Here is a 26,391-nt window from a genome sequence, read left to right on the forward strand (position 1 = left end):
TTTTGAAACACGGCGACACCTAAAACCAAGCACAAAATGAAATATATGCGCATTTCGCTCGCAAAGTGCGATCCAAACTGAACCCCGAAACGCTTAAGCGCCGGGATGAGGTGGACTTGTGTCATGGACTGGCGCGGTTGAACAGGGGTCACATGCCGCGCGACGCGAGGTAGGTTCGTGGCAATCTGCGGGCGGCGTTCAGAGCGGTTGCGTTGCCGATTCGAGCCAGGTCCGTGCGGGCTCGGACACTTTGGCCGCCAGATGATCGCGGCAGGCGGCATGATAGCGGTTGAGCCAGTTGATCTCGTCTGTGTCCAGCATCGCGGGGATGATTAGGCGACGGTCGATCGGAACGAAGGTCAGCGTGAGGAACTGATACATCTCGCGCTCGGGGTCGGCAGATGGAAGGGCGGTGGCCTTCTCAACCACGATCAGGTTTTCGATGCGAATACCAAAGGCGTCTGGCCGGTAGTAGCCGGGTTCGTTTGACAAGATCATGCCGGGTTTCAGGGGCACGTGGGACATGCGCGAAATCCGCTGTGGCCCTTCGTGAACGCAGAGATAGACGCCGACGCCGTGGCCGGTGCCATGGTCGAAATCCTGCCCTGCGAGCCAGAGATTGTAGCGCGCCAGCGAATCGAGATCGCGCCCCGCAATCCCCTTTGGAAACCGCGCGCGCGAAACCGCGATCATGCCCTTGAGCACGCGGGTGAAAGCGCGGCGTTCTTCGTCGCCGGGTTGACCAATCGGAAGCGTGCGGGTGATATCGGTGGTGCCGTCGATGTATTGCCCGCCACTGTCGACAACGATCAACTGGCCATCTTCGAGCCGGGTGTTGGAGTTTTCGCTCACCCGATAGTGCATCACGGCGCCGTTGGGGCCAGTGCCGGCGATGGTATCGAACGAGATGTCGAGAAGCGCGTTGGTGGCGCGGCGAAACCCTTCGAGCGCTGTGACCACGTCAATTTCAGTGAGGGTGCCGGGGGCTTGGGCATGAAACCAGGTGAGAAATTCGACCATGGCAGCGCCATCGCGCAAATGCGCAGTCTGGGTTGCGGCGATTTCGGCGCGGGTTTTGCAGGCTTTGGGAAGCACGCAAGGATCATCGTCGAAAGCATGGTCGCGGCCTGCTTCGCGCAGCGCGTATAAAACCGCGACAGGGGCGGTTTTGGGATCGAGCCGAACGGTGCCGGTGAGAGAATGCAGTGCGGGCAGAAAGGCCGAGGGCGGACGCAGGCGCACTTCGGGGCCAAGATGGGCGCGCAGGCTGTCGCTGATCTTGGCCGGATCGACAAACAGCGCCACGTGACCATTGTCGCGCAGGATGGCAAAGCTGTGGGGCACCGGGTTGCGCGCGATATCCGAGCCGCGAATGTTCAAGAGCCAGGCGATGCTGTCGGGCAGGGTGAGCACGGCGACAGAATGCCCCGCCTTGCGCAGGGTTTCGCCTAGGCGCGCACGTTTGGCGCCATGGGTTTCACCCGCCAGCTCGACCGGGTAGGGCGTGATTTCTCCGAGGGGCGGTGCTGGTTGATCGGGCCAGATCCGATCAACCAGATTGTCAGTGGGTTTCAGACCGATTGCGTGCGGTGTGCAGGTGTTTTCAAGGGTTTCGATCTCATCAGGTGTGTGCAGCCAGGGATCAAAACCGATGTTGCCGCCTTGGGGCAGCTGCGCAACCAACCAATCGCCGAGCTTTGTTTCAGGCCAATCAACTGGCGTGAAATGGGCGAGATCGACCTGACGCTTGACTTGTGTGCGATATCGGCCGTCGACGAAAACACCGGCGATCTCAGCCAGCGCGGCGCAGAACCCGGCGGAGCCGGTAAACCCGGTGGCCCAACTCAGACGGTCGTCATGCGGGGCAACGTATTCGCCTTGATGTGCATCGGCGCGCGGAATGAGAAAACCGGCCAACCCTTCCCGCGCGATTTCCGCGCGCAAGAGTTTCAGCCGGGGCGCGGCCTGATCCGGGCGGGCGGTGTCTTTGAAACTCTGAAACATGAAAACTCCTTGGATGGTCACGGTATGGAAACGTGAACATGTGGTGCGTGCAAGTGGAAAGCGCTTCCACAGGTGTGTGCGTCATTGTGTGGGGGGATGGAAGCGCGAGATCCTTGCCGTTCGCGCAGGAGGCCAGGTCAGGGTTTGAGTATTATTGGAACGATGAAACGCAAGGCGCCAGCTTTTCACGGTGGAGATGCGCAAAGCGCTGCTTTCTTCATGGGCGCCGCCAGAGTGCGTGTGATGTGCTTTCAGACAGGCGTTTGGTCGCGCGACAGCTTAGCTTGCCTTGCGAATTCCAACCATCCGGGCGCGAGAGCGCGGGTCGGTATCAAACAGTGCGGCCAATTGTTCGGTCATCGCGCCGGCCAATTGCTCGACATCGGTGATCGTTACGGCGCGGTCGTAATAGCGCGTCACGTCATGACCGATGCCAATCGCCAGAAGCTCGACAGCTTTGCGCTTTTCGATCATCGCGATGACGTCGCGCAGGTGTTTTTCAAGGTAATTGGCCGGATTCACCGACAGGGTAGAATCGTCGACCGGGGCGCCGTCAGAAATCACCATCAGGATCTTGCGTGCCTCGGGGCGCTGCCCCATGCGCCGGTGCGCCCATTCCAGCGCCTCGCCGTCGATATTCTCTTTCAACAACCCTTCTTTCATCATCAGCCCGAGATTGGGCCGGGTGCGCCGCCAGGGTGCGTCGGCGCGTTTATAGACGATGTGGCGCAGATCATTGAGACGACCGGGCTGTTGCGGGCGCCCCTCATTGAGCCATTTTTCGCGGCTTTGACCGCCTTTCCAGGCGCGTGTGGTGAAACCGAGGATTTCGACCTTTACGTCACAGCGTTCGAGCGTGCGGGCCAGAACATCGGCGCAGATTGCCGCGATCGAAATCGGACGGCCACGCATCGAGCCGGAATTGTCCAGCAGGAGCGTCACGACTGTGTCGCGGAACTCCATGTCTTTCTCGCGTTTGAAACTAAGCGGCGTGGTCGGGTTGGCCACCACCCGCGCCAGCCGCCCAGCATCGAGAATGCCTTCTTCGAGGTCGAATTCCCAACTGCGGTTTTGCTGTGCCTGAAGGCGGCGTTGCAGCTTGTTGGCGAGCCGAGACACGGCCCCTTTGAGCGGGTCGAGCTGTTGATCGAGATAGGCGCGCAGGCGTTCGAGTTCGGCGGGTTCGGCCAGATCTTCGGCTGCGATCTCCTCGTCAAACTCGGTGTTGAAGGCGCGGTAATCGGGGTCGGCGTCGGAAATCGGTGCGGGCGGCGGCGGGTCGAGCGGGGCTTCACCGTCGGGCATTTCAGCCTCTTCGCCCATCTCTTCGTCGGCCATATCGTCCATCGAAACCTGGGCTTCGGCGGCGTCTTGTTGTTCTTCCTGGCTTTGCTCAGGGTCGGCCTCGCCGGTTTGCTCTTCGCTTTCGTCCTGACCGGTGTCGTCGGGGTTTTCTTCTTCCTCGGAGTCTTCGGCCTGATCGTCTTGATCTTCATCTGAGGCGTCGGGGTCTTCACCAAGTTGATCGCCGTAGCCGAGATCGGTGATCACTTGCCGCGCGAAACGGGCGAATTCGGTCTGATCGGCGAGCTTGTCTCTTACGCTTTCCAGAGTGCCGCCAGCCTGTTCCTCAATAAAACCCTGCCACAGCTCCATCACGTTGCGCGCGCCTGCGGGGAGATCGCGCCCGGTGGCGAGATTGCGCACCAGATAGCCAGCAGCAGCGGCCAGCGGAGCCTCGGCCCGGTCGGTGATCTGATCAAAGCCAAGGCGCGCGGTGTCATTGGCGATTTTGGCGTCGATGTTGCCGGCAGTGCCGGGCATGTCGCGCGCGCCCATGGCTTCGCAGCGTGCGGTTTCCATCGCCTCGTAGATGTCGCGGGCCATGTCGCCGGGCGGGACATAGCGGGCGTGGGTCTGTGCGTCGTTGTATTTGTGCTTGAGCGCGAGGGCATCTGCAGTGCCGCGCGCCAACAGCACCTCTTCGCGCGTCACCCGGCGCGAGACTTGCGGCAGGCGCATTGCGTCACCGCTGACGCCTGAGGGATCAACCGTATAAGAGACCGACAGTTCCGGGTCGTTGGCCATCACCTTGGTGGCTTCGGCCAGCGCCTTCTTGAACGGGTCGGCGGGGTTGTCGGTTGGTTTTTTCATCTCGTCCGTGCCTCTGACCGGGGGCTCATCGACCCTCGCGGGTTGCCTCGTGAGGACCGTGCGCAAAGGCGGGATGAGCGTATTACGCTCACCCCAAGCTCACGCTTGCCGCGCTTTCGGGGAGTTCCTCGTCAAAGCAGCGCTGGTAGAATTCGGCCACGGTCTGGCGTTCCAGCTCGTCGCATTTGTTGAGGAATGTCACCCGGAAGGAATAACCGATATCGCGGAAGATCTCGGCGTTTTGCGCCCAGTTGATCACCGTGCGGGGCGACATGACGGTCGACAGGTCACCATTCATGAAGGCTGTGCGGGTGAGATCGGCGACGGTAACCATCTGGCCGATCTGCTTGCGGCCTTTGTCGGTGTTGAAATGCGGGTTCTTGGAAAGCACGATCATGGTTTCGGCGTCGTGGCTGAGATAGTTCAGCGTTGCCACCAGCGACCAGCGGTCCATCTGGGCCTGGTTGATCTGTTGCACGCCATGATAAAGCCCGGTGGTGTCGCCAAGTCCGACGGTGTTGGCGGTGGCGAACAGGCGGAAATAGGGGTTGGGCGTGATCACTTCGTTCTGATCCAGAAGCGTCAGCTTGCCGTCATGTTCGAGGATACGCTGGATCACGAACATCACGTCAGCGCGACCGGCATCGTATTCATCAAACACGATTGCAGTAGGATTGCGCAGTGCCCAAGGTAGGATGCCTTCGTGAAATTCGGTGACCTGTTTGCCATCGCGCAGCTTGATCGCGTCTTTGCCGATCAGGTCGATCCGGCTGATATGGCTATCAAGATTGACCCGCACGGTGGGCCAGTTGAGCCGCGCGCCGACCTGTTCGATATGGGTCGATTTGCCAGTGCCGTGATAGCCCTGAATCATCACGCGGCGGTTGTGGGAAAAGCCCGCAAGGATCGCCAGCGTGGTATCGCGATCAAACTTGTAGGTGGGGTCGATATCGGGAACGCGCTCGCTGCGCTCGGCGAAGCCCTTGATGTGCATGTCGGAATCGATGCCAAAGACATCGCGGACCGAGAGTTCTTCGGTGGGTTTCACGTTTGTGTCGATTTGTCCGTCCGCCATGTCCCGATATCCTTGTCGCGCCGTCTCAATCCAAGCTTTGCCCGTGGTGCAATAAATCCGGGCCAAGGGCAAGGGGAAGAGGGCAGTAACGCTGTGGCGTTTTGCGGGCGGGCCGGGCGTAGACGGGGATTGTCGGTGACGAAACGCGTATTTTCTGTTTTCCTGCGCATAATGGCAACGCGAGATGAGATAGAAGGTATGCTGGCCCGCACCGCTTTGGGGGACCGGGCAAGTTTTGCCGCACTCTATGAAGCGTGTTCGGCGAAACTTTTTGGCGTTGCCCTGCGTGTCTTGAGGGACAGGGGCGAAGCCGAGGAGGCATTGCAGGAAGCATTTGTGCGGATATGGCACAAGGCCGACCAATACGCGGCCAATGGTCTGAGCCCGATGACGTGGTTGATCACCGTGACGCGCAATCTGTCGATTGACCGGCTGCGCAAGCGCAAACGGCGCGAGGCGCAGGCGGACGGCGACGCGGTGGAGTTGATGGTTGATCCCGGGCTGGGGCCAGAGGCGTTGGCGGTTGCTTCGGATGAGCGTACGCAGATTGCCGCCTGTCTGGGCGAGTTGGAGGCGGCGCGTGCGGGGGCCGTGCGGGGCGCCTATCTTGATGGGTTGAGTTATGAAGAGCTGGCCACGCGACATGGCGTGCCGCTCAACACGATGCGAACATGGCTGCGCCGCAGCCTGTTGAAACTGAGGGAGTGTCTGAGCCGATGAGCGCCGGGGCAGATCGCGAAGAAGACCGCCAATGGGCCGCGGAATATGCGTTGGGTCTGCTGGACGGGGCTGAGGCACGCGCGTTCGAGGCGCGACTTGCGGCTGAGCCTGGCTTGCGCGCGGAATATGCGGTTTGGGCCGAAAACCTGGTAAGCCTGAGCGACGATATTGACCCGGTGGCCCCACCGAGCGGCACCTATCGGCGGATCGAGGCGCGGCTCTTTCCCGAGAAGAAAAAAGCGGGTGGCGGGGTGGTGCTGCGCTGGCTTGGGCTGGGGTCGGTTTTGGCGGCTGGGGTTTTGATGTTGGCGGTGTGGCTGGGCGATGCGGGTGGGCCGACCGGGCCCGTGCCCGACATGGTGGCCGTGTTGGAAGCCGAGGGCGGTGATCTGCGGCTGACGGCGGGATATTTGCGCGACGACAATGTGTTGCAGCTTACCCGCCACGTCGGCAGTCCGGCGTCTGGCAGATCGTTTGAGCTTTGGCTGATCGAGGGCGACAACCCGCCGGTCTCGCTGGGGGTTCTGCCCGAAGCCGAACGGGCGCTGCTGGTGATTCCAGACGCTTTGATGGCGCGAATGAGTGGCGGGACGCTGGCCATCTCGGACGAGCCGGAAGGTGGGTCGCCCACGGGTGCCCCGACCGGTGCGGTGCTTGCGGCGGCCCCTCTGATCACGTCGTCGTGAGCCGCTGAAACATCGTGAAACTCCTGTCGCGTGGGAAACGTGACTGCTTGTGACCCGGCCAGGAAAGGCCGGGCTGAACACTCAGTTGAACAGGAGAAAACGATGACACGTTTCACAATTGCCAGCACCGCCCTTGCCCTTGCTCTGAGCGCAGGACTGGCCACCGCCGGAAGCCATTCAAGCAACCCCATGGTGGGCGGCGCGCCGATGTTGCCTGAGAAAAACATCGTGGAAAATGCGGTCAATTCGGCCGATCACACCACGCTTGTGGCTGCTGTCAAAGCTGCCGGATTGGTCGATACCTTGATGGGTGAGGGGCCGTTTACCGTGTTTGCGCCCACTAATGCCGCCTTTGCCAAGCTGCCTGAGGGCACTGTTGAAAAGCTGCTTGAGCCGGGGATGAAGGAGCAGTTGAGCAAGGTTCTGACCTGTCATGTGGTCGCCGCAGATGCGATGTCAGATGCGATTGCTGGCATGATTGCAGACGATGGCGGCATGCATGATGTGCCGACCGTGGGCGGTTGCACGCTGAAGGCGCGGATGGATGGCGACATGATCACGCTGGAAGATGAAAACGGCGGAATGGCGACGGTGACGATTGCGGATGTGAAGCAATCCAACGGCGTGATCCACGTGATCGACGCGGTGCTTCTGCCCAAGATGTAAGCGGTTTTCGCGTTCGACCAGAGGATCACCTCACAAGAAATTGCACCGCTCGTGATTGCAAGATTGCAAGCGGTGCAGCACTTATGACCCAAGCCCATAGAGGAGAAGGCCAATGACTACTCATATGAACCGGCGTTTTATGTTAGGCACTGCTCTGGCCGGAGGGGCGCTGTTGGTGGCGGGCGTGAACTCGCGTGCGCAGGCCGCGTTCGAGGTGACACGCACCGACGCCGAGTGGCGCAAGATGCTGAGCGCGCTGGAATACAAGGTGATGCGCAAGGCCGGGACCGAGCGTGCCGGTTCGTCGCCGCTCGATAAAATATATGACAAGGGTGTCTATCAATGCCGGGGGTGCGACCTGCCGCTCTACAGCTCGGAACATAAATTCGACAGCGGCACCGGTTGGCCCAGTTTCTGGCAGGCGTTGCCCGAGGCGACGGCAACCCAGCCGGATCGCACGATATGGGGCGTGCATACGGAAGTGCATTGCCGTCGATGCGGTTCGCATCTGGGACATATCTTTGATGATGGCCCCAAACCGACGGGCAAGCGGCACTGTATCAATGGCGTGAGCCTGGTGTTCAAGCCCGCGTGAGAGTGTGGCGCAAAATGCTGAAGCAACGTTAACGGCTGCGCGCGGTGGTTTGCGCCAGGTCTTCTGGGCGGTTTGAAGGGCGGGTGATTCCCGCCCCTATGCTTTTCCGGTAGCCCATATTAGCGGGCGCAGGGCCGCGCGCAAATCACCCGGCTTATTTGAAGTTGCGGCTGACCTTGATCTGATCCCAGGCCCAGACAACTTCTTGCAGTTGTTCTTCCTGCGAGCGGTCGCCGCCGTTGATATCGGGGTGCAATACCTTGATCAGCGCCTTGTAAGCCTTGCGCACCTCGGCTTTGGTGGCGTTGTCTTTTACTTCGAGAATGTCGACTGCGCGGCGTTCGGTCGGCGGCAGACGGCGCTGACTTGTGCCGCCCTTGCCGGGGTTCTGCGTGGCATTGGCGCCGAGAATCTGGTGCGGGTCTTCCACGCCGAGCCGGGCCCATGCGCGCTGCTCGGGATCGCCGAGCGGCTTGGTCTGGCGCTCCCAGACCTTGTCTTTGGACATCTGGGCGTTCAATTCGGCTTCGGTCGTGCCGTCAAAGAAGTTCCATTTCAGATTGTATTCGCGCACGTGATCCTTGCAGAACCAGAGGTATTCATCCAGCACATCCGGGGCCCGCGGCGCGCGGTATTTGCCCGGTTCATCGCATCCTTCCATGTGGCAGACGCGATTCGAGGTTTCGGACGCGCCCGACATGCCGCGACGGCCACGCGGGTTGCGCTTTTTGGCCGATGATACGGACATATCAAAACCGAAGGGATCGGATTTGCTCATGATCAAACACCTTTTCGACTCGGACCCGTGAGTTTAGCCAAAACCACCTGGAGTTCAAGCTCCATCGCAGCTTGCGCGCGAAACATGCCGGGTCTTTTGCGGCGCGGGTATTTTGACATATTGCGGCCAAACGACAATAGGGTGAAACCTGCGCAAGCGAGATTTATTTGAAACAGGTCTAGGGGGCAGAAAATGGCGAAAGCAGATGAGATGCGGGCCGCATTAGAAGCGGCGTTCGAAGTGCAGGAGCTTGAAATTGTGAATGAATCTTCGCGTCATTCGGGGCATTCTGGTGATGATGGATCAGGCGAGAGCCATTTTGCGATACGCCTGCGCGCGCCCGAGCTTGCCGCGATGGGCCGTGTGGCGCGCCACCGTGCGGTGAATAAGGCGCTGGGGGCCGAACTGGTCAGCTCTATTCACGCGCTATCGCTGGATCTGGGTTAGACCGAGCGGGGCGGCGTTTCGGCGTCGTCATCATCCTGGTGTTCTGTGTCGGCGCTCGTGTCGTTTTCGGCGTAGACCGGCGGGGCGGGATGGGGTGTGGAGTCAGTGTCGGTGCGGGCGGTTTGAAAATCGGTGTTATGAACGGGGGGCGCGCTGGGCGCGTCGTCGGGCAAATGTTCTATCGCGGGCGGGTTAACCGCAGCGGTCTCTTGCGTGCGGGGGCGGCGGAAGACCAGCACATCACGGTAAACCGTTTGGCTGCCGGTGAGGCCCGCGCGTTCATCGCTGGGCAGCGTTTCGGCGCGCAGATAATCCCAGCCCTCGGCGCCGTGTTGGTTCATAACTTCTTGCAAAGCCAAGGAAAAACGCGACTCGGGGGTTTTGTATCCTCTGGCTTTCTGGCCCTTTCGCGGGGCCGGGACAACCTTGTATTCATACTGCGCCATGGTCGCGATCCTATCTGAAATTCGTCGTTTCATATCAAGGCGAAGCGGGTAAGGAAAGAGAGGGTTAACGAGGCGTCCCGGTGGGTTAACGGTTATCCGGGAGCGAGACTGTGGGGGTGATCTGTGGCTGCTGTCTGGCTGTCGGGCGTATGACATACGCTGGCGTATGGTGGGGCGGCGCAAACAGTTACCTGGACGCGCGGTTGGGCAACGAAAAATCAGATTGGTGTCAGGTTGGTAACTGGGTCGATTGTCAGGCTTGCGCGAGGCGGGCGCGAATGCTGTCGCGCAGTTTGATGGCGGTCTCGTAATCCTGGCTGGAATGTTCGGGATCATAGACGCGCAACGCGTTTTCCACATAGGTCAGCGCGATTTGCAGGTGGCTTTGCGCGTCGCCCTCGGCCTTGGTCGCCCAATCGTCGTGAAGATAGGCGAGGTTTTCCTCGGCCATGGCCCAGAGCATCGGATGGTGCGCCTCGTCATAGATTTCGAGGGCGGATTGATAGGCGGCTTGGGCGCGGGGAAATGCGGTCTCGGGATCTGTGCCGATTGCGGCCTGAAAGGCGCGGGCGTTGCCGAGATTGATCTGCACCAACGCCCAATCCATCGGGTGATCGCGTTGGGTGTAGATGCGCAGGGCCGCTTCGAAACAGGATTCGGAGCGTGCCAGCAGGGCGATGCGCATGTCCCCTTCGGCATGTTCGGCCTGCGCGGTGAGCGCATTGCCGAGGTTGAGTTGTATCGTGGCCCAGTCATCGGGGTGGTCGTCAGGGTTGACCGGGCCGAGTGCGGTCTCGAACGCGGTGACGGAGCGGACCATGGCGGCAGCGGCGGGCGCGCCATCGAGCCGTTCGCCCCATGCCTTGAGCGCGACCCCGAGATTCTGTTGCAGGCGTGACCAGTCCAACGGGTCATTGGCGCGGTCGCGGGCATCGAGCGCAGCCTCAAACGCGGTGATGGTGCGCGCGAGATGGGCGATTCCCGCATCCCCTGCGGTGCGCGCGCCAAGCGTGTTGAGGGCGGCGCCGAGGTTTTGTTGAACGGTGGCCCATTCCTCGGGCGACCGGGTGCGATCATAGCCGGTGAGGGCGGATTCGAACACCGCGACCGCCTCGGTCAGAAGGGCCGTGCCGTCGGCATGGGCGGTGAACTTCGCCTGATTATGCAAGGCAATGCCGCGGTTCTGGCGACAGGCGGCGAGAAGATCGGGCTGGTCGGTTGCCTGCGCCTGGGCCGCACCGGTTTCGAGCATTTGCGCAGCAAGCGTGAGGGCGGTGCCGCCGTAGCGTTGACCATGGGCGAGCAGGAGGCTGGCATAGTGATTGCGGCGCTGCGGCGGTTGCAGGGGAGAGACCGCACCAAAGGCATCAGCGGCGGCGCTGAGCAGGGTGAAGGCCTGTTCGGCACGGCCACGCATCAGGGCGTTTTGGGCGCGCGCGAGGGTGGTTTCAGCAAAGAGCGTTGCCTCGGTGGTGGTGACGGCGGCGAGGATGTCTTCGACGGCATCGAAATCGAGCTGCTCGGCGGCGGTGAGGGCTTGGGATTTGAGGGAGGCGACTTCGCTGACGCGATCATCGAGGCTGTCGATCTGATCGCGGTAGAGGCGGTATTCGTCAGCCTTATCAGTGAGAAACTCAATAAGCGTGGCAGGATCGGCCCCGGCGGGCGCGCCGAAACGGGCAGCGAGGGCAGAGAGATCGGCGTGCGCGAGGGCGGAAGGGGTATCGAGGGCCTGCTCGATGCCGCCAAGGCGCGCGAGGATGGCTTCGATCTGGCTCGATTGTTCCTGCTGGCGCTGCATCTGGATGCGGGTGAGGGCCGGGTCGAGGGCCGTTTTGAGGCGGGGATCGTCGCAGATCGTGGCGAGAATCGGGGCCAAAAGGCGGCGGAAGGCGCGGATGTGTTCGGGGCGATAGTCGGGGCTGTCGAGCCGGTCGATCAGATCGTCGAGGATGCGCCCGGAATCGAGCCCGTGATGGGCGAACTCCATGCGCGCGGCAGATACTTCAAGCATCTGGGGCAGAAGCAGGCGCGCATCGTCGGGCTTGTCATAGGCGGGTTTGGCCAGTTCGCGGTTGAAATCACGCTCAATCTCGGTGGCGAGTTGGTTGAGGGCGGGATTGCGGGCGGTGATTTCCTCGCTGAGCAGACTGAGGGCGGAGAGCGCGGCGCGCCCGATAAAAACGCTGGTGGGGTTGGAAACGGCCGCGGCAACGGCGACGAGGAGTTGGCCGGTTTTGATGGACTTGGGGAACAACGGAGCGGCCTTCGTGCGGGATGCTGGGGGCAGCTTAGGCGCGAGAGGGGCTTTAGATCAAGTTTTGAGCGACGCGGGCGTGCGCAAGCGGCGCGGGATGCCCGCCTTATCTGCGGATGCCGATGGGTTTGCCGACGGTTTCCGGTATGGGCAGCTCGCGGTGCTTGGCTGCCAGCGCCTCGACCCGTGCGAGGATGTCGGGGGGCATTGGCGCGACGCGCGGGCCGGATTGGTCGATATGCAGCATCATGCCCTCGCCGACGGCCGAGACCCACCCGTCGGAGTGGATCAGTTCCTGATAGAAATGTATGCGCTTGGCGTCGTGGTCGAGGATCTGGAAGCTGGCGCGGACGCTGTCGCCGAGGTGAATTTCACGCAGGTAGCGCAGGTGATATTCAGCCGAATACGTGGTCAGGCCGCGTTCGCGGGAATAGTCGGGGCCAAAGCCGATTTCATGCCAGATGCCATCGACGCCGCGATCAAGGAGCACGTTGTAATAGGCCATGTTGAGATGGCCGTTATAGTCGATCCATTCGGGCTCAAGTGTCATCGGTTGGGAGAGGAAAGGTTTGCTCATATCGGGTCTCAGAATGGTTTGACGACGACCACCCAGAGGATGGCGACTGTGGCGATGACGCTGACTTCGTTGAAGATGCGCAGGAAGAGGTCGGATTCGCGAAATACGCCGCGTTTGGCACGCGCGACCAATCGGCCCGTCCAGATGTAGTGCAGCGCAAGCAGGGTGACGAGGCCGATTTTCATATGGGTCCAGGGGGCGAAATCCCATATCGCCCAAGCCATATAGAGGCCGGTTGCCACGCCGATCACCGCCAGCATGGCCGAGAAGCGGTAGAGCCGCACGGTCAGGTCGCCGGTGGGGCCGAACGCGTTCGAGGCGGCGAATTCGCGCTTCCAGAAGATCAGCGCGCGCGGCACGGCGAAGACCGAGGTCATCCAGCCCATGACGCAGAGGATATGTATGATTTTGATCCAGTCCATGCCGGGTGTTTGGCGGATTGCGCGGCGGGGTTCAAGGGGGCCGATTTTATCCGCAGATGGGGCGAAGAAATCTGCGACAGGTTTAAGTAAATTTTTACAGGTTCGGGATTAGCGTCGGATCTAGAACACATGGTGAACAACGATGGAGGGACACCCCATGCAGGCATTGGTATTGAACGAAGACCGCGACGCGCAGGTGGGTATGACGATTGCGCTTCTCAAGCGCGGGTTTCAGGTGGTTACGGCGGAGACGGTGGAGCACGGCATGGCCTATGCCGAACTGGGCGTTATGGATCTTGTGGTGATGAGCGAACGGATTGCGGGGCGGCTGAGCCATTCGGTGGCCTTGACGGCGGAACTGCGCAATCCGGCGCTGACGACGATGATTCTGACGCCGCGAACGGATGGGGATGTGGACGAGCTTTATGAGTTGCTGCCGTCGCTCTATGGCTTGCTCGGGCCGGACCTTGCGCCAGAGATGATCGGGCGTCTGGCGGTGGCCGGGGTGACGGGCAGCATGGCCTGCGCCGAAGCGGCGCGGCGGCGCGAGGATGAGGCCGAACGGGATGAGGCCAGACAGGATGAGGCCGGACAGGATGAAACTGGACAGGATGAGGCGGCGCTCATGGGGGCTGCGCTGGCCGGGATCATGGCGCGGGCGGCAGGGAGTCTTGACCGCAATGAGGCAGCGCAAGAGCCCGGCAAGAGGGAGATTGTGACGGCGTGATTGGCGCAGGGCCTGACCTTGATCGGGGAGGTCGGCGGGGTAATGCGCCGCCCTTCACGGGTCTGAAGGGCGGCTGACTGCCCGTTGGCGGAATTAGAGCGCGAGCTTCTGCGCCACCAGATCGTTGACTGCTTTGGGGTTGGCCTTGCCTCCCGTGGCTTTCATCACCTGACCGACGAACCAGCCTGCGAGTTTCGGGTTCACCTTGGCTTTTTCGACCTGTGCGGGATTGGCGGCGATGATTTCGTCCAAAGCGGCTTCGATGGCGCCGGTATCGGTGACTTGCTTGAGGCCTTCGGTCTCAACAATCTCTGCAGGGTCGCGGCCAGTGGTGTAGGCGATTTCAAACACGTCCTTGGCGATCTTGCCCGAGATGGTGTCGGATTTGATCAGCTTGATGATGCCGCCGAGTTGTTCGGGCGATAGTGGCGCATCGCTGATGTCTTTCTCATCCGCTTTGAGACGGCCGAACAGCTCGTTGATGACCCAGTTGGCGGCGAGTTTGCCATCGTCGCTGGCGGCGACGACCTGTTCGAAATAGGCGGCCGAGGTGGTGTCGGCGGTCAGCACCGAGGCGTCATATTCGGTAAGGCCATAATCGCCCATGAAGCGGGCCTTTTTGGCGTCGGGGAGTTCGGGCAGCGAGGCCTTGATGTCATCGACCCAAGCCTGTTCGATCTCAAGCGGCAAGAGATCGGGGCAGGGGAAATAGCGGTAGTCGTGCGCCTCTTCCTTGCTCCGCATCGAGCGAGTTTCGTTCTTGTCGGGATCGTAGAGGCGGGTTTCCTGATCAACGGTGCCGCCACCTTCGACGATTTTGATCTGACGGCGGGCCTCGTATTCGATCGCGGCTTGGATGAAGCGCATGGAGTTCATGTTCTTGATCTCGCAACGGGTACCGAGATGCGAGAAATCCTGGGTCTCCATGTATTTCTCATGCTGACCGGGACGGCAGATCGAGACGTTGACGTCGGCGCGCAGGTTGCCGTTTTGCATGTTGCCGTCGCAAGTGCCCAAATAACGCAGGATCTGGCGCAGTTTGACGACGTAAGCCGCCGCCTCTTCGGGGCCGCGAATGTCGGGGCGGCTGACAATCTCCATCAGGGCGACGCCGGTGCGGTTGAGATCGACAAAGGACATGTTGGGGTCCATGTCGTGAATGGATTTTCCCGCATCCTGTTCGAGGTGAATCCGCTCAACCCGCACCAGGCGCGCAATGCCGGGGGCCATATCGACGAGGATTTCGCCTTCGCCCACGATGGGTTCGTAAAGCTGGGAAATCTGATAGCCTTGGGGCAGATCGGGGTAGAAGTAATTCTTGCGATCAAAGGCGGATTTGAGGTGGATTTCGGCGTTGAGGCCAAGGCCGGTGCGCACCGCCTGCGCGACGCAGTATTCGTTGATGACGGGCAGCATGCCGGGCATGGCGGCGTCAACAAAGGCGACGTTCGAATTCGGCTCGGCGCCGAATTGTGTGCTGGCGCCGGAGAAGAGCTTGGCGTTGGAGGAGACCTGTGCGTGCACCTCGAGTCCGATCACCAGTTCCCAGTCGTGCTTGGCCCCGGAAATGACCTTGGGCTTGGGGGCTTCGTAGGTGAGATCGAGCATGGCGCGTTTTTCCTTCATCGCAACGGTTCGTCTTCTAGGGCAGGGGCCGGAGCGGGGCAAGAGGGCAGAGAGGGCTTGTGGGGAACAAAAGAGGCCAGAAGGAAGGGAATTCCAGACTGTTGCGGGGCGCAGAGGCGTGTTGAAATACCGGTATTACAAGAAGGGGATTTTACAATGCGATTTCATCAGTGGATCATGCTGGTTGCCTTGGCCGTTGCCGTTTTGACGGCAGGGGCCTCGGCGCTGCCGGGATCGGAGAGCACGGATATTACCGACCCGGGCTATTGGCTGGCCGTGGGACAAGAGGTGATTGGGGTATCCGAAAACGGCTGGTGCAGTTGTTCGTGAGCCATCCGTTTCGAGTTCTCAAGAGGGGCTGAAGAAGCGCAATCCGTGGGGCGAGAAGGCAATGGTGGTGCCTTTGAGGATTTCATCGGCGAAGTGACGCGCGATGGTGCGCCGGGCGGTGAGACGACCGCGCCGCACGAGGGTTTTGCGCATGGGCAGCGGGGCATGAGCATCATGGCCCATCGCCGCCTGCGCCCAGACCAGCGGGTGCAATTCATAGAGATAGTCCGACAAGATCCAGTCGAGCGTGCCATGCAGACGGGTGCGCAGATCGCGGGTGATGTCGGGGGCGGTTTCGGGGAGCGCGCCCGGATCCATCGTAATGGCGGCATAGGCGGCCATCAGGTTGGCGTGATACTGTCCGGCGCCCGACGCCACCGCCTGGGCCAGAATATCGCGCATGCCGTCGATGAAGAAATCGAGGTCAACGATCCGCGCGGCACCGGGATCAATTGCCAGCGCATCCCAGAACACCCAGGTGTAGCCGCCGCTGCCCCAGGTTTCGGTGGTGCGCGAAGCGGTGCGGCGGGCTTCGAGGTCGAGTTGTTGGTAAGAGCCATGCCAGCGCGGCAACAGATGATGGCCGAGCGCACGCATCGGGCGGGGATTGACCGGGTCGAGCGCAATCAGGGCTTCATATTCGTCGGCAAGATTTTGCGCCGGAAGGGGGCGACCGGCCAGCAGCGCACAGCGCGCAGAGGCCAGAAGCGGGGCCTTGGGCACGATGTTGTCAAACCGTTCGAGAATCGCCGCAGCGCGATCGAAATGTGCCTCGAACAGCATGAGATTACGCTCGGGAATTTCATGTGGCCAGTCGCCGCCGCGCCAGGCCCAGCCAAGGTCGATATGGGCCAGTGCGACGATCACCGCGATGGCATAATCGTCGGGGTATTCGAGCAGAATTTCCTCGAACGCCTCGATGCCTTCGAGCGAGGGATTGGAACCATCGCAGATGGCGTCTTCGGCGGCCTGAACCACGTCGGCGCGCGCGCCAAAGCACAAGAGTTCGGTGTGTGACATCGCGCAGGCCGTGGCGCGGCGGGTATGGTCAACCTGGTGAATCAGTGCCGAAAGCTCTTCCCAGCGGTCCTGTCGGACCAGAAACTGGCCATAATCCTGAACCGCGGCGCGCGAAGTTTCTTCATCGGTTTCATCGGCGGTGGGCAGAATCAACTGGCGATCAAGCCGGGCAACGAGTTCTTCGTCAAGCCGCGCCCCCGATCGCAGTGCCGCCGCCAGCTTGCGGCGCTGTTTGGCGCGCTTGTGTTTGCAAAGCACGGGCAGCGTCGCCAGACCCTGCGAAAGCTTATGAGGCAATGCGGTGGGCAAGGACTTGGACAGGGTCTTGGACAGGGCGGCAGGAAGTTTCAAGGGTGCCTCCGGAATGGGAAAGTCGGGTAACGTGGGCCTTTGTGCCTGTGCATTCGGGCCAAAATTCGGCGCGTGTCAGGGTTTTCAGGGGCATTGCCGGAGCGATGCCGCGGCAGGGCGCCTTGGCAAAGGTCAGCCGATGGATCAGGCGAATACGCCAGGTTGTTGCTATTATGGGCAAAATCGATTTTGATGGCGCGATGTTCTGGGGGGATCATAAACCGGGCGCGTTAGCGCAAGGATGCAGCCGTGCCGACGACATTGCGGGCGGGCGGCGAAAGGCTATTGTCTTGACGTTGGTTTTCGGGGTCGGGCTGGTCAGTCTGACTGCCGGGATGGTCGTGGCCGAGGCGGCAGCGGAGGCGGCGGAGCCGATGACGAGCACTGTGGCCACACCCGAGATTGCGACCATAGCGGCGATTGCACCGCTTACGGGCGAAGACCCCGACGGCGAGACCACAAGCGCGACGGCACTGCGGCAGGTCAGTCTCGGCCCCGCGCCGGTGCGCCCGAAGGCGCGCAAGGAGGCCGTGCCGAGAGCCCGCTGGTCGCATCGCCCCGAGGCGACGCTCTGGACCCGATCGGCTCTGGCGGCACTTGGCGATCACGGACAGCCGTTGGTCAAGATGGTGCCGGGGGATATTCTTGATTGGTGCCCGGCCTATCCGCAGGCATCGCATGATCAGAGAGCGGCGTTTTGGGTGGGCTTTATTTCGGCGCTGACCAAACATGAGAGTACATATAAGCCCCGCGCCGTGGGCGGGGGTGGGCTTTGGTATGGGCTGATGCAAATTCTGCCATCCACAGCGCGGCTATATAAGTGCCACGCGCGCAGTGGCGATGCGCTCAAGAACGGTTCGGCCAATCTGAGCTGTGCCATTCGGATCATGGCGCGAACGGTACCGCGCGACGGGGTGATCCATGCCTATACAAAATCCAGCAAACGGCGCTGGCGCGGTGTGTCAGCCGATTGGGGGCCGATGCGTTCAGCCGCCAAGCGGCGCGATATGGCAGGGTGGCTGAAAGCGCAGAGTTATTGCAAACCGCTGTCGTCCATGCGGCCCCGCGAGCGCCCCGATGGGTTGGCGGCGAAGCGCGAGGGATAGGGCCAGAGATTGGGCCAGAGATTGGGCCGGAGTCTGGGCTTACGACAGGGCCGGAGATAGGAAAGGCGCGCAGAATGCGCATCCTTTGGGGTCTCAATTCTGGACAATACGCGCACTTCATGGGAAAGGGCAGGTCGAGACCCAAAGGAGGCCTTTCATGGTCACGACACGTTTTGCCCCGTCGCCCACAGGATATATCCATGTCGGTAACCTGCGCACCGCCCTGATGAATTTCCTGATCGCCCGCAAGGCGGGTGGCGAATTCATCCTGCGTATTGACGATACCGATCCCGAACGCTCGAAAGAGGAATACGTCGACGCGATCAAGGAGGATCTGGCGTGGCTTGGGCTGCATTGGGACCGGGTTGAGCGACAATCGCTGCGGCTTGATCGCTATGCTGCGGCGGCGGATCGTTTGCGCGAGATGGGGCGGTTCTATGAGTGTTTCGAGAGCCCGACCGAGTTGGACCTCAAGCGCAAGAAACAGCTCAATATGGGCAAGCCGCCGGTCTATGACCGGGCCGCTCTGGCGTTGAGCGAAGACGAAAAGGCGCAATTGCGCGCAGAGCGCGGCGGCTATTGGCGCTTTCAGCTCGATCAGGAGCGGATCGAATGGCAGGATGGCATCGGCGGGGCGACCTCGATTGATGCGGCCTCGGTGTCTGATCCGGTGTTGATCCGGGCGGATGGACAGGTGCTCTATACTTTGGCCAGCGTGGTGGATGACACCGAGATGGGCGTGACCCATGTGGTGCGTGGGTCGGATCATGTGACCAATACGGCGACGCAAATTCAGATCATCAAGGCCTTGGGCGGCCAGGTGCCGAATTTCGCGCATCACAGCCTGCTGACCGGGCCACAGGGCGAGGCTCTGAGCAAGCGGCTGGGTGTGCTGTCGTTGCGTGATCTTCGCGCGCAGGGCGTCGAGCCGATGGCGCTACTAAGCCTGATGGCGCGGCTTGGGTCGAGCGATCCGGTGGAACTGCGCAATGACATGGGGGCGCTGATCGACGGGTTTGATATCGCCCGGTTCGGCACCGCGCCGACCAAGTTCGACGAGGCCGATCTGGGGCCGCTGAGTGCCAGGCTGTTGCATGGTGCAGACCTGGACGAGGTGGCCGGGGACGTTGCGGATGCCGGTGTGCCCGAGGCGCTGGCGGTGCCGTTCTGGGCCGCGATCCGCGAGAATATTCAGACCCGCGCCGACATTGCGGCATGGTGGGCGCTCTGCCGCGATGGAGCGGTGCCACAGATCGACGCGGAGGATGCGGATTTTGTGGCCGAGGCGCTGGCGCTGTTGCCCGATCGGCCGCATGACGCGGAGACCTGGCGCAATTGGACGGCGGCTGTGAAAGAGGCCACCGGGCGCAAGGGGCGCGGGCTGTTCATGCCCCTGCGCAAGGCGCTGACGGGTATGGAGCACGGCCCGGACATGGGCGCGCTCTTGCCGCTTTTGCAGGTGATCCGGGCCAAGGATTGAAGCAGCCGCTGAAACCGGGGTTTTGGGCGGGGTGGACCCGCGTGGAATGGCAGGTTGCGGCGGCGTGCGCCTGACTGGCGGATTTGAGTATTTTTGGAATGATGAAGGGCGGGGTCAGACCGGGTGCGGTGCGATCAGGGTGACGGCGAGGCGTTTCAGGGCGTCGTCGACAAAGCTGCGCTCGTCCGTGCTTAGCACCTGATGGCGGGGATAGAGCGGCGCGGCGCGGTCGTTCATCACCGGGGCGTCCCAGCCGGACGTGGTGTCAAAGAACCTTTGCGCGCCGATTTCGCCGAAGGCTTTGAGATAGCCCTGAATCACAACGTCGAGATAGCTGAGCAGCACCGGGTGAGCGGCGTCGGGGCGGCCATGGGCCTCGGGTGGGATGGCATAGATTGCCACGTTGGGTTTGTGATCGAGAGCGTGCTCGACATTGTTTTGAGCGTGCACGCGGGCGTAGGCATGTTCGCGCAGATCAAGCGCGGCCCAGTCATTGCCGGGGACGTGGGCGATCATGCCGTCGATGGTGCAGGAGGGGTCAGGCACGGCGGTGAGGAAAGCCACCGGGCGCAGATCGGTGTGGCGCCAGGCGCGCCGCCAACCGCGTGCGCGGGCCGGGTGGGCATCGCTGAATCCATGCGTGGAGAGGTTCACAAGTGAACCATAACCAAAGAAATAAGCGGTTTCAGAAGCGAGCATGGCATAAATTTGACGATGCCTTGATACATGTCAAACCGAAAGCGCGTAAAATAGGCATGATCGGTTCACCTTTTGAGGTGTTCTGAGAGTGGATTGCAATGCGGTCTGATTTCCGGGGCACAGGAAACTTAACGATGGTGAAGACGTTCAGACTTATCGCAATGCGTCGACATCATACCGAAATGCCCGAGCGGCAGGGGACCGGCATCATGCGGATCACCAAGAGAACCAATATCGCCATTCGCGTTCTGATGTTCTGCGAGGTGAACGGCGGGCGGTTGGCCACCAAATCCGAGATCGCCGAGTGTTGCAATACCAGCGAGAACCATCTCGCTCAGGTGGTCAACCAGTTGGGGCAACTGGGCTATCTGCGGACCCATCGCGGCCGCAATGGCGGTATCGAGTTGGGGCGGCCCGCGAGTGAAATCATCATTGGCGAAGTGTTTCGGGTGATGGAAAGTCATGTGCCGCTGACCGAGTGTTTTGCCGATGTCGACAATACCTGTCCGTTGACCGATGCCTGCCGGTTGCGGTTGGCCATTCAGGACGCGGCGGAGGCGTTTTATGCGCATCTTGACGGGGTGACGCTTGATGCGCTGGTTTGTGACAATGATCCCTTGAAGGCGATCATGGCAGCGATCCCTTGTGGTCGTGAGCGGGCGACGGCGGCCTGACGCAATCTGCCCGAAACGGGGCCATGCAAATTGACGATCCGGGCTCTTGCAGAGGGTGTTGCGGTATACTAGCGTGTGCCGGACAGCAGGTTCGGGAGAACCGACGTGATACGTCGGTGCCGAAGGAGCAACCGCCCCGGAAACTCTCAGGCGCAAGGGACCGATCCTGCCTTCGACACTCTGGAGAGACCCCGGCACCAGACCGGGGCGCCGAAGGGATAGCGATCTCAGGCGAAGGGACAGAGGGGGCATCAGGCACGCAGAGTCATCTGCGTGTGACGTGATGCCGGACGGGGTTTTTCGCAGAAAAGCCGACCCTTCCGGCCTGAGAAGGGGAGACCGGTGATGGCGGATCTTGAACGCACATGCCTATACGATCTGCACGTGGAACTGGGCGCCAAGATGGTGCCATTCGCGGGCTATGAGATGCCGGTGCAATATCCGATGGGCGTGATGAAAGAGCATCTGCATTGCCGCGAGGCAGCAGGGCTTTTTGATGTCAGCCACATGGGCCAGGTGATCGTGCGCCCCAAGGACGGCAAGGGCAACGGCGCCGAGGCGTTTGAAACGCTTGTGCCGCAGAATATCTTGGATCTGCCTGAGGGGCGGCAACGCTATGCTTTCTTCACTGATGAGAATGGCGGGATATCAGATGACCTGATGGTGGCCAATCGCGGGGATCATCTGTTCGTGGTGGTGAATGCAGGCTGCAAGGCGGCCGATATTGCCCATATGCGCGAGGCCTTGCCCGGCTGTGAGGTGGAAGAGATCACCGACCGCGCGTTGTTGGCGTTGCAGGGGCCGGATGCGGCGGAAGTTCTGGCGGGAATCGTGCCCGATGTTAAGGACATGCGGTTTATGGATGTGGGGGTCTATGGGTCGTTCTTTGGCGAGTTATGGATCACACGTTCGGGCTATACCGGTGAGGATGGGTTCGAGATATCTGTTGCCGCTGAGCGCGCCACCGCGCTGGCCGGGCGGTTGATGAGCGATTTCAGTGTTGAGCCGATCGGCCTTGGCGCGCGCGATTCGCTGCGTCTTGAGGCGGGCTTGTGCCTTTATGGCAATGATATCGACACCACCACCAGCCCGGTCGAGGCGGGATTGGAGTGGGCCATCCAGAAGGTGCGGCGCAACGGTGGCGCACGTGAGGGCGGCTTTCCGGGAGCGGCGCGCATTCTTGATGAGTTGGAAAATGGTGCTGCACGCCGTCGCGTAGGCTTGCGCCCCGAAGGGCGTGCGCCGATGCGCGCGCATACGCTGCTTTTTGCGGATGAAGCGGGCGGCGAGGCGATTGGCGAAGTGACTTCGGGGGCCTATGGCCCCACCATCGAAGCGCCGATGGCGATGGGATATGTGCCCACCGGGTTGTCAGAAACGGGCACCCGGCTTTTTGGTGAAGTACGTGGCAAGCGTTTGCCCGTGCTGGTGGTTGAGACGCCGTTTACACCGGCAAATTATAAACGTTGAGCGAAATCAGGAGACAGATTGACATGAAATTTACCGAAGAGCACGAATGGCTGCGCGAGGAAGATGGGCTGATCGTGGTGGGCATTACCGAACATGCCAGCGAGCAATTGGGCGATGTGGTGTTCGTGGAACTGCCCGAGGTGGGCATGGAAGTGACCAGGGACGAAGAGATCTGTGTGATCGAGAGCGTCAAGGCGGCGAGCGATATTCTGTCGCCGCTGGATGGTGAGATCGTCGAGGTGAACAGTGCCATCGTGGACGAACCCAGCAAGGTCAACGAAGATCCGATGGGCGATGCATGGTTCTTCAAGATCAAGGCGTCGGATCTGAGCCCGATGGACGATTACATGGACGAGGCCGAGTACAAGGATTTCATCGGCTGAGTGGGGCTGTCGGCCGGAGGCATGAATGTTCGCGAAAAGCCGCGACGCCTTCGGCGAGAGTATTTGCTGAAAGATGAAGCAGGGGCGTGCGATGCCGCGGTCCCCGGGAGATATGAGATGCCGTTCGAACCGACCGATTACTTGCCATATGATTTTGCCAACCGTCGCCATATCGGGCCAAGCCCCGAAGAGATGGACGCGATGTTTGAGGTGTTGGGTGTTGAGAGTCTGGATGCGCTGATCGATGAGACGGTGCCCAAGGCGATCCGTGCGAGCGCGCCGCTGGAATTTGGGCGGGCGAAATCGGAAAGCGAGCTGTTGCATTTCATGCGCGAGACAGCGGGCAAGAACAAGGTTTTGAAATCGCTGATCGGCATGGGCTATTACGGCACGGTCACACCGCCCGCGATCCAGCGCAACGTCTTGGAAAATCCGGCCTGGTATACCGCCTATACCCCCTATCAGCCGGAGATTTCGCAAGGCCGGTTGGAGGCGTTGTTGAACTTCCAGACCATGGTGAGCGATCTTACCGGGTTGGAAATTGCCAATGCGTCGCTCTTGGATGAGGCCACGGCCTGCGCCGAGGCGATGACCATGGCGCAGCGGGTTGCAAAATCGAAAGCCAAGGCGTTTTTCGTGGATCGCGATTGTCACCCGCAAAACATCGAAGTGATTAAGACGCGCGCGGCACCTTTGGGGATTGAGGTGATCGTGGGGGACCCGGACAAGATGGACGCGCGCGCAGTGTTTGGCGCGGTGTTTCAGTATCCCGGCACTTATGGGCATGTGCGAGATTTCACGTCGCATATTGAAAAGCTTCATGAAAACAAAGGTATCGCCATTATGGCGGCGGATATCATGGCGTTGACGCTGCTTAAAGAACCAGGCGCGATGGGGGCAGATATCGCGGTCGGCAATACCCAGCGGTTTGGCGTGCCGATGGGGTACGGCGGGCCGCATGCGGCCTATATGGCGTGTCACGACGCGCATAAGCGGGCGATGCCGGGGCGGCTTGTCGGGGTCAGCATCGACAGCCATGGCAACCGCGCTTATCGGCTGGCGCTTCAGACCCGCGAACAGCATATCCGACGCGAGAAGGCGACCAGCAACGTCTGCACCGCGCAGGCGCTTTTGGCGGTGATGGCGGGGATGTATGCGGTTTTCCACGGGCCGAAGGGGCTCAAGGCGATTGCCCAGCGGATTCACCGCAAGACCGTGCGGTTGGCCAAGGGGTTGGAAGAAAACGGCTTCAAGGTTGATCCGAAGGTGTTCTTTGACACGATCACGGTGGATGTCGGGCCGCTTCAGGCGGCGGTGATGAAATCGGCGGTGGATGAGGGGGTGAACCTGCGCGCGGTGGGCGAAACGCGCGTTGGTATTGCGATGGATGAAGCGACGCGTTCGGACGATATCGAGAGCGTCTGGAAGGCGTTCGGGATTGTGCGCGCGGATGACGATTACACGCCGGAATACCGGGTACCGGAGGCGATGCATCGCACAAGTGAATTTTTGACCCATCCGGTGTTTCATATGAACCGCGCCGAGACCGAGATGATGCGCTATATGCGTCGTTTGGCGGATCGCGATCTGGCGCTGGATCGGGCGATGATTCCGCTGGGGTCATGCACGATGAAGCTAAATTCGGCGGCGGAAATGATGCCGATCAGCTGGCGCGAATTTGCCACGATGCACCCGTATTGCCCCGAGGATCAGGCGCTGGGTTATAAGGCGCTGTTTGAAGATCTGAGTGACAAGCTGTGCCAGATTACCGGTTATGACGGGTTTTCGCTGCAACCCAATTCGGGGGCGCAGGGGGAATACGCCGGGCTGTTGACGATTTCGTCGTATCATGCGAGCCGGGGTGAGGGGCATCGCAAGGTCTGTCTCATTCCGGTGAGTGCGCATGGCACCAACCCGGCGAGCGCGCATATGGTGGGCTGGGATGTGGTGGCGGTGAAATCGTCGGCGAATGGCGATATCGATCTGGATGATTTCCGCGCCAAGGCCGAGAAACACTCTGACAATCTGGCGGGCTGTATGATCACCTATCCCAGTACACATGGCGTGTTTGAGGAAACGGTGATCGAAGTTTGTAAGATTACCCATGAGCATGGCGGGCAGGTTTACATTGATGGTGCTAATCTCAATGCCATGGTGGGGTTGAGCCGTCCGGGTGATCTGGGCGGGGATGTGAGCCATCTCAACCTGCACAAGACTTTTGCTATTCCGCATGGCGGCGGCGGGCCGGGCATGGGGCCGATTGGGGTGAAAGAACATCTGATCGCGCATTTGCCCGAAAAATCCGGCGCGGTCAGCGCGGCGCCCTATGGGTCGGCTTCGGTTTTGCCGATATCTTATGCTTATATATTGATGATGGGCGGCGAGGGGCTTACCCAGGCGACGCGGGTGGCGATCTTGAACGCCAACTACATCGCCAAGCGGCTGGAAGGGGCGTTTGACGTTCTCTTCAAGGGGCCGGGCGGGCGCGTGGCGCATGAGTGCATCCTTGATACACGCCCCTTTGCCGACAGCGCGGGCGTCACGGTGGATGATATTGCCAAGCGGTTGATCGACAACGGGTTTCATGCGCCGACGATGAGTTTCCCTGTGCCGGGAACCTTGATGGTCGAGCCGACGGAGAGCGAGACCAAGGCCGAGTTGGACCGCTTTTGCGATGCGATGCTGTCGATCCGCGAGGAAATTCGCGCGATTGAGGAAGGCCGGATGGACGCGACCAACAATCCGCTGAAGAATGCGCCGCATACGATGGAAGACCTGGTCAAGGAATGGGACCGACCCTATAGCCGCGAAGAGGGCTGTTTCCCGCCGGGGGCTTTCCGGGTCGACAAATACTGGCCGCCGGTGAACCGGGTCGACAATGCCTGGGGGGATCGCAATCTGATGTGTATTTGCCCGCCAATGGAAGCCTATGGCGAGGCGGCAGAGTAGGGTAATCAGCCGTTCAACGCGTAGGTGAGAGCGTGGCAGCGGGGCCGGTCAGGATTTGCCGGATGCCGAGACCACGTGATCGCCGTCGATCCCGCCGAGGGAATGGAACAGACCGCTGGTATTGTTCACGCCGAATTTGCGCAGAAGTTTGGCGCGGTAGACCTCGACCGTGCGATACGAGATGTCCAGTTGCAGGGCGATTTCCTTGCTGGTCAGCCCGTCCGACAGGTGGCTGAGGATTTCGCGTTCACGGCGAGTCAGTGGGAAATAGGGGCGCTCGGCGCTGAGGTCGGCAAAGCTCCACACGGCGCGGGCCAGCGGGTTGTCGGGGGTGAAGGAATGGCCGCGCACCCGGCACCAGAACAGCGTGCCATCCTTGCGTGCCATGATCCGTTCATCCCAATAGCGGTTGGTTTCGCGAAGTTGTTTCACGCCACGGTCGCGGATATTCACAAACTCTTCGTCCGAGGGGTAAAGCATTGAAAATAAATGATTGCGCAGCTCGTCTCGGGTATAGCCGAACATGTTGGCGAAGGCGATGTTGCAATCGCGGATCACGCGCATTTCGGTGATCACAAGACCCACGGGCGCATAGGTAAACGCAAGCTCGGCAAACTGGCCTTCTTCATAGCATTCGTCGATACGTATTTCCACGCTCTTGCCTCAACCTGTCATGTCTTGGATGCTACTCTACACATAAACGACGGGTCAGGTGTGCGCAATTGCGCCTTGGTCCGATATGGGAGGAT

24 protein-coding genes, 1 pseudogene and 1 riboswitch are annotated in these 26,391 nt (G+C 61.0%); of the genes and pseudogenes, 13 read left to right on the top strand and 12 right to left on the bottom strand.

Annotated features, from left to right (window positions below; translation table 11 throughout):
• Positions 1-198: 198 nt before the first annotated feature.
• The 3 genes from LZG00_06230 to cobS form a co-directional block, all read right to left on the bottom strand.
• Positions 199-2,004: an aminopeptidase P family protein gene (locus LZG00_06230; protein ID MCF3593593.1), complete on the bottom strand. Its 1,806-nt coding sequence runs from the start codon at positions 2,002-2,004 to the stop codon at positions 199-201.
• 279 nt (positions 2,005-2,283) lie between these two features.
• Complete coding sequence (gene cobT, locus LZG00_06235) at positions 2,284-4,158, bottom strand: cobaltochelatase subunit CobT (protein MCF3593594.1); 1,875 nt, start codon at positions 4,156-4,158, stop codon at positions 2,284-2,286.
• Between the two features lie 88 nt (positions 4,159-4,246).
• Positions 4,247-5,233, bottom strand: coding sequence for a cobaltochelatase subunit CobS (gene cobS, locus LZG00_06240; GenBank protein MCF3593595.1), 987 nt, complete (start codon positions 5,231-5,233; stop codon positions 4,247-4,249).
• 171 nt (positions 5,234-5,404) lie between these two features.
• Between cobS and LZG00_06245 the strand changes: the two genes are divergently transcribed.
• The 4 genes from LZG00_06245 (at position 5,405) to msrB (ending at position 7,900) form a co-directional block, all read left to right on the top strand.
• Complete coding sequence (locus LZG00_06245) at positions 5,405-5,953, top strand: sigma-70 family RNA polymerase sigma factor (GenBank protein MCF3593596.1); 549 nt, start codon at positions 5,405-5,407, stop codon at positions 5,951-5,953.
• On the top strand, positions 5,905-6,639 hold the full coding sequence (locus LZG00_06250; protein MCF3593597.1) for an anti-sigma factor: 735 nt from the start codon (positions 5,905-5,907) through the stop codon (positions 6,637-6,639). The genes LZG00_06245 and LZG00_06250 overlap by 49 nt, the downstream gene beginning before the upstream one ends.
• 102 nt (positions 6,640-6,741) lie before the next feature.
• Positions 6,742-7,305 carry a fasciclin domain-containing protein gene (locus LZG00_06255; GenBank protein MCF3593598.1) on the top strand — a complete coding sequence of 188 codons (564 nt, stop codon included), beginning with the start codon at positions 6,742-6,744 and terminating at the stop codon, positions 7,303-7,305.
• A 112-nt stretch (positions 7,306-7,417) separates the two neighbouring features.
• Positions 7,418-7,900, top strand: coding sequence for a peptide-methionine (R)-S-oxide reductase MsrB (gene msrB / locus LZG00_06260; GenBank protein MCF3593599.1), 483 nt, complete (start codon positions 7,418-7,420; stop codon positions 7,898-7,900).
• A 154-nt stretch (positions 7,901-8,054) separates the two neighbouring features.
• On the opposite strand, the gene LZG00_06265 is transcribed toward msrB, so the two are convergent.
• Positions 8,055-8,678 (bottom strand): J domain-containing protein, encoded by a 624-nt coding sequence (locus LZG00_06265; protein ID MCF3593600.1) that lies wholly within the window; start codon positions 8,676-8,678, stop codon positions 8,055-8,057.
• Positions 8,679-8,870: 192 nt separating this feature from the next.
• On the opposite strand from LZG00_06265, the gene LZG00_06270 reads away from it, so the two are divergent.
• The gene (locus tag LZG00_06270) at positions 8,871-9,125 is read left to right on the top strand and encodes a BolA family transcriptional regulator (GenBank protein ID MCF3593601.1); all 255 of its coding nucleotides are present in this window, start codon (positions 8,871-8,873) and stop codon (positions 9,123-9,125) included.
• Between the two features lie 221 nt (positions 9,126-9,346).
• Here the strand turns inward: LZG00_06270 and LZG00_06275 are convergent.
• The 4 genes and pseudogenes from LZG00_06275 to LZG00_06290 form a co-directional block, all read right to left on the bottom strand.
• Positions 9,347-9,571, bottom strand: a pseudogene (locus tag LZG00_06275) (DUF4177 domain-containing protein).
• A 253-nt stretch (positions 9,572-9,824) separates the two neighbouring features.
• Positions 9,825-11,828 carry a hypothetical protein gene (locus tag LZG00_06280; protein ID MCF3593602.1) on the bottom strand — a complete coding sequence of 668 codons (2,004 nt, stop codon included), beginning with the start codon at positions 11,826-11,828 and terminating at the stop codon, positions 9,825-9,827.
• 106 nt (positions 11,829-11,934) lie between these two features.
• On the bottom strand, positions 11,935-12,405 hold the full coding sequence (locus tag LZG00_06285) for a thioesterase family protein (protein ID MCF3593603.1): 471 nt from the start codon (positions 12,403-12,405) through the stop codon (positions 11,935-11,937).
• Between the two features lie 8 nt (positions 12,406-12,413).
• Positions 12,414-12,827 carry a CopD family protein gene (locus LZG00_06290; GenBank protein ID MCF3593604.1) on the bottom strand — a complete coding sequence of 138 codons (414 nt, stop codon included), beginning with the start codon at positions 12,825-12,827 and terminating at the stop codon, positions 12,414-12,416.
• A gap of 157 nt (positions 12,828-12,984) precedes the next feature.
• On the opposite strand from LZG00_06290, the gene LZG00_06295 reads away from it, so the two are divergent.
• Complete coding sequence (locus LZG00_06295; protein ID MCF3593605.1) at positions 12,985-13,554, top strand: hypothetical protein; 570 nt, start codon at positions 12,985-12,987, stop codon at positions 13,552-13,554.
• A 93-nt stretch (positions 13,555-13,647) separates the two neighbouring features.
• On the opposite strand, the gene gatB is transcribed toward LZG00_06295, so the two are convergent.
• A complete protein-coding gene (gene gatB / locus LZG00_06300; protein MCF3593606.1) occupies positions 13,648-15,162 on the bottom strand; it encodes an Asp-tRNA(Asn)/Glu-tRNA(Gln) amidotransferase subunit GatB in 1,515 nt (504 codons plus the stop codon).
• 174 nt (positions 15,163-15,336) lie between these two features.
• On the opposite strand from gatB, the gene LZG00_06305 reads away from it, so the two are divergent.
• Positions 15,337-15,510, top strand: a complete 174-nt coding sequence (locus LZG00_06305; protein MCF3593607.1) for a hypothetical protein — start codon at positions 15,337-15,339, stop codon at positions 15,508-15,510.
• Between the two features lie 18 nt (positions 15,511-15,528).
• On the opposite strand, the gene LZG00_06310 is transcribed toward LZG00_06305, so the two are convergent.
• Positions 15,529-16,881, bottom strand: coding sequence for a hypothetical protein (locus LZG00_06310; GenBank protein MCF3593608.1), 1,353 nt, complete (start codon positions 16,879-16,881; stop codon positions 15,529-15,531).
• Between the two features lie 173 nt (positions 16,882-17,054).
• On the opposite strand from LZG00_06310, the gene LZG00_06315 reads away from it, so the two are divergent.
• Entirely contained in the window at positions 17,055-17,987 is a 933-nt protein-coding gene (locus LZG00_06315) for a lytic transglycosylase domain-containing protein (protein MCF3593609.1), read from the top strand.
• A 157-nt stretch (positions 17,988-18,144) separates the two neighbouring features.
• Positions 18,145-19,467: a glutamate--tRNA ligase gene (gene gltX, locus LZG00_06320; protein MCF3593610.1), complete on the top strand. Its 1,323-nt coding sequence runs from the start codon at positions 18,145-18,147 to the stop codon at positions 19,465-19,467.
• A gap of 114 nt (positions 19,468-19,581) precedes the next feature.
• Here the strand turns inward: gltX and LZG00_06325 are convergent, their stop codons facing one another.
• Positions 19,582-20,166: a gamma-glutamylcyclotransferase gene (locus LZG00_06325; protein MCF3593611.1), complete on the bottom strand. Its 585-nt coding sequence runs from the start codon at positions 20,164-20,166 to the stop codon at positions 19,582-19,584.
• A 209-nt stretch (positions 20,167-20,375) separates the two neighbouring features.
• Between LZG00_06325 and LZG00_06330 the strand changes: the two genes are divergently transcribed.
• The 4 genes from LZG00_06330 to gcvP all read left to right on the top strand — a co-directional run bounded on the left by LZG00_06330 (position 20,376) and on the right by gcvP (position 25,642).
• A complete protein-coding gene (locus tag LZG00_06330) occupies positions 20,376-20,840 on the top strand; it encodes an Rrf2 family transcriptional regulator (protein MCF3593612.1) in 465 nt (154 codons plus the stop codon).
• 82 nt (positions 20,841-20,922) lie between these two features.
• A riboswitch (glycine riboswitch) is annotated at positions 20,923-21,013 on the top strand.
• Positions 21,014-21,185: 172 nt separating this feature from the next.
• Positions 21,186-22,310: a glycine cleavage system aminomethyltransferase GcvT gene (gene gcvT, locus LZG00_06335; GenBank protein ID MCF3593613.1), complete on the top strand. Its 1,125-nt coding sequence runs from the start codon at positions 21,186-21,188 to the stop codon at positions 22,308-22,310.
• Between the two features lie 23 nt (positions 22,311-22,333).
• Entirely contained in the window at positions 22,334-22,693 is a 360-nt protein-coding gene (gene gcvH, locus LZG00_06340) for a glycine cleavage system protein GcvH (GenBank protein ID MCF3593614.1), read from the top strand.
• A gap of 117 nt (positions 22,694-22,810) precedes the next feature.
• Positions 22,811-25,642, top strand: coding sequence for an aminomethyl-transferring glycine dehydrogenase (gene gcvP, locus LZG00_06345; GenBank protein MCF3593615.1), 2,832 nt, complete (start codon positions 22,811-22,813; stop codon positions 25,640-25,642).
• A gap of 48 nt (positions 25,643-25,690) precedes the next feature.
• Here gcvP and LZG00_06350 read toward each other — a convergent pair whose 3' ends face one another.
• Positions 25,691-26,296, bottom strand: coding sequence for a LuxR C-terminal-related transcriptional regulator (locus LZG00_06350; GenBank protein MCF3593616.1), 606 nt, complete (start codon positions 26,294-26,296; stop codon positions 25,691-25,693).
• Between the last annotated feature and the right edge of the window lie 95 nt (positions 26,297-26,391).

The sequence above is a fragment of the Rhodobacteraceae bacterium LMO-JJ12 genome (assembly GCA_021555075.1).
GTDB lineage: Bacteria > Pseudomonadota > Alphaproteobacteria > Rhodobacterales > Rhodobacteraceae > JAKGBX01.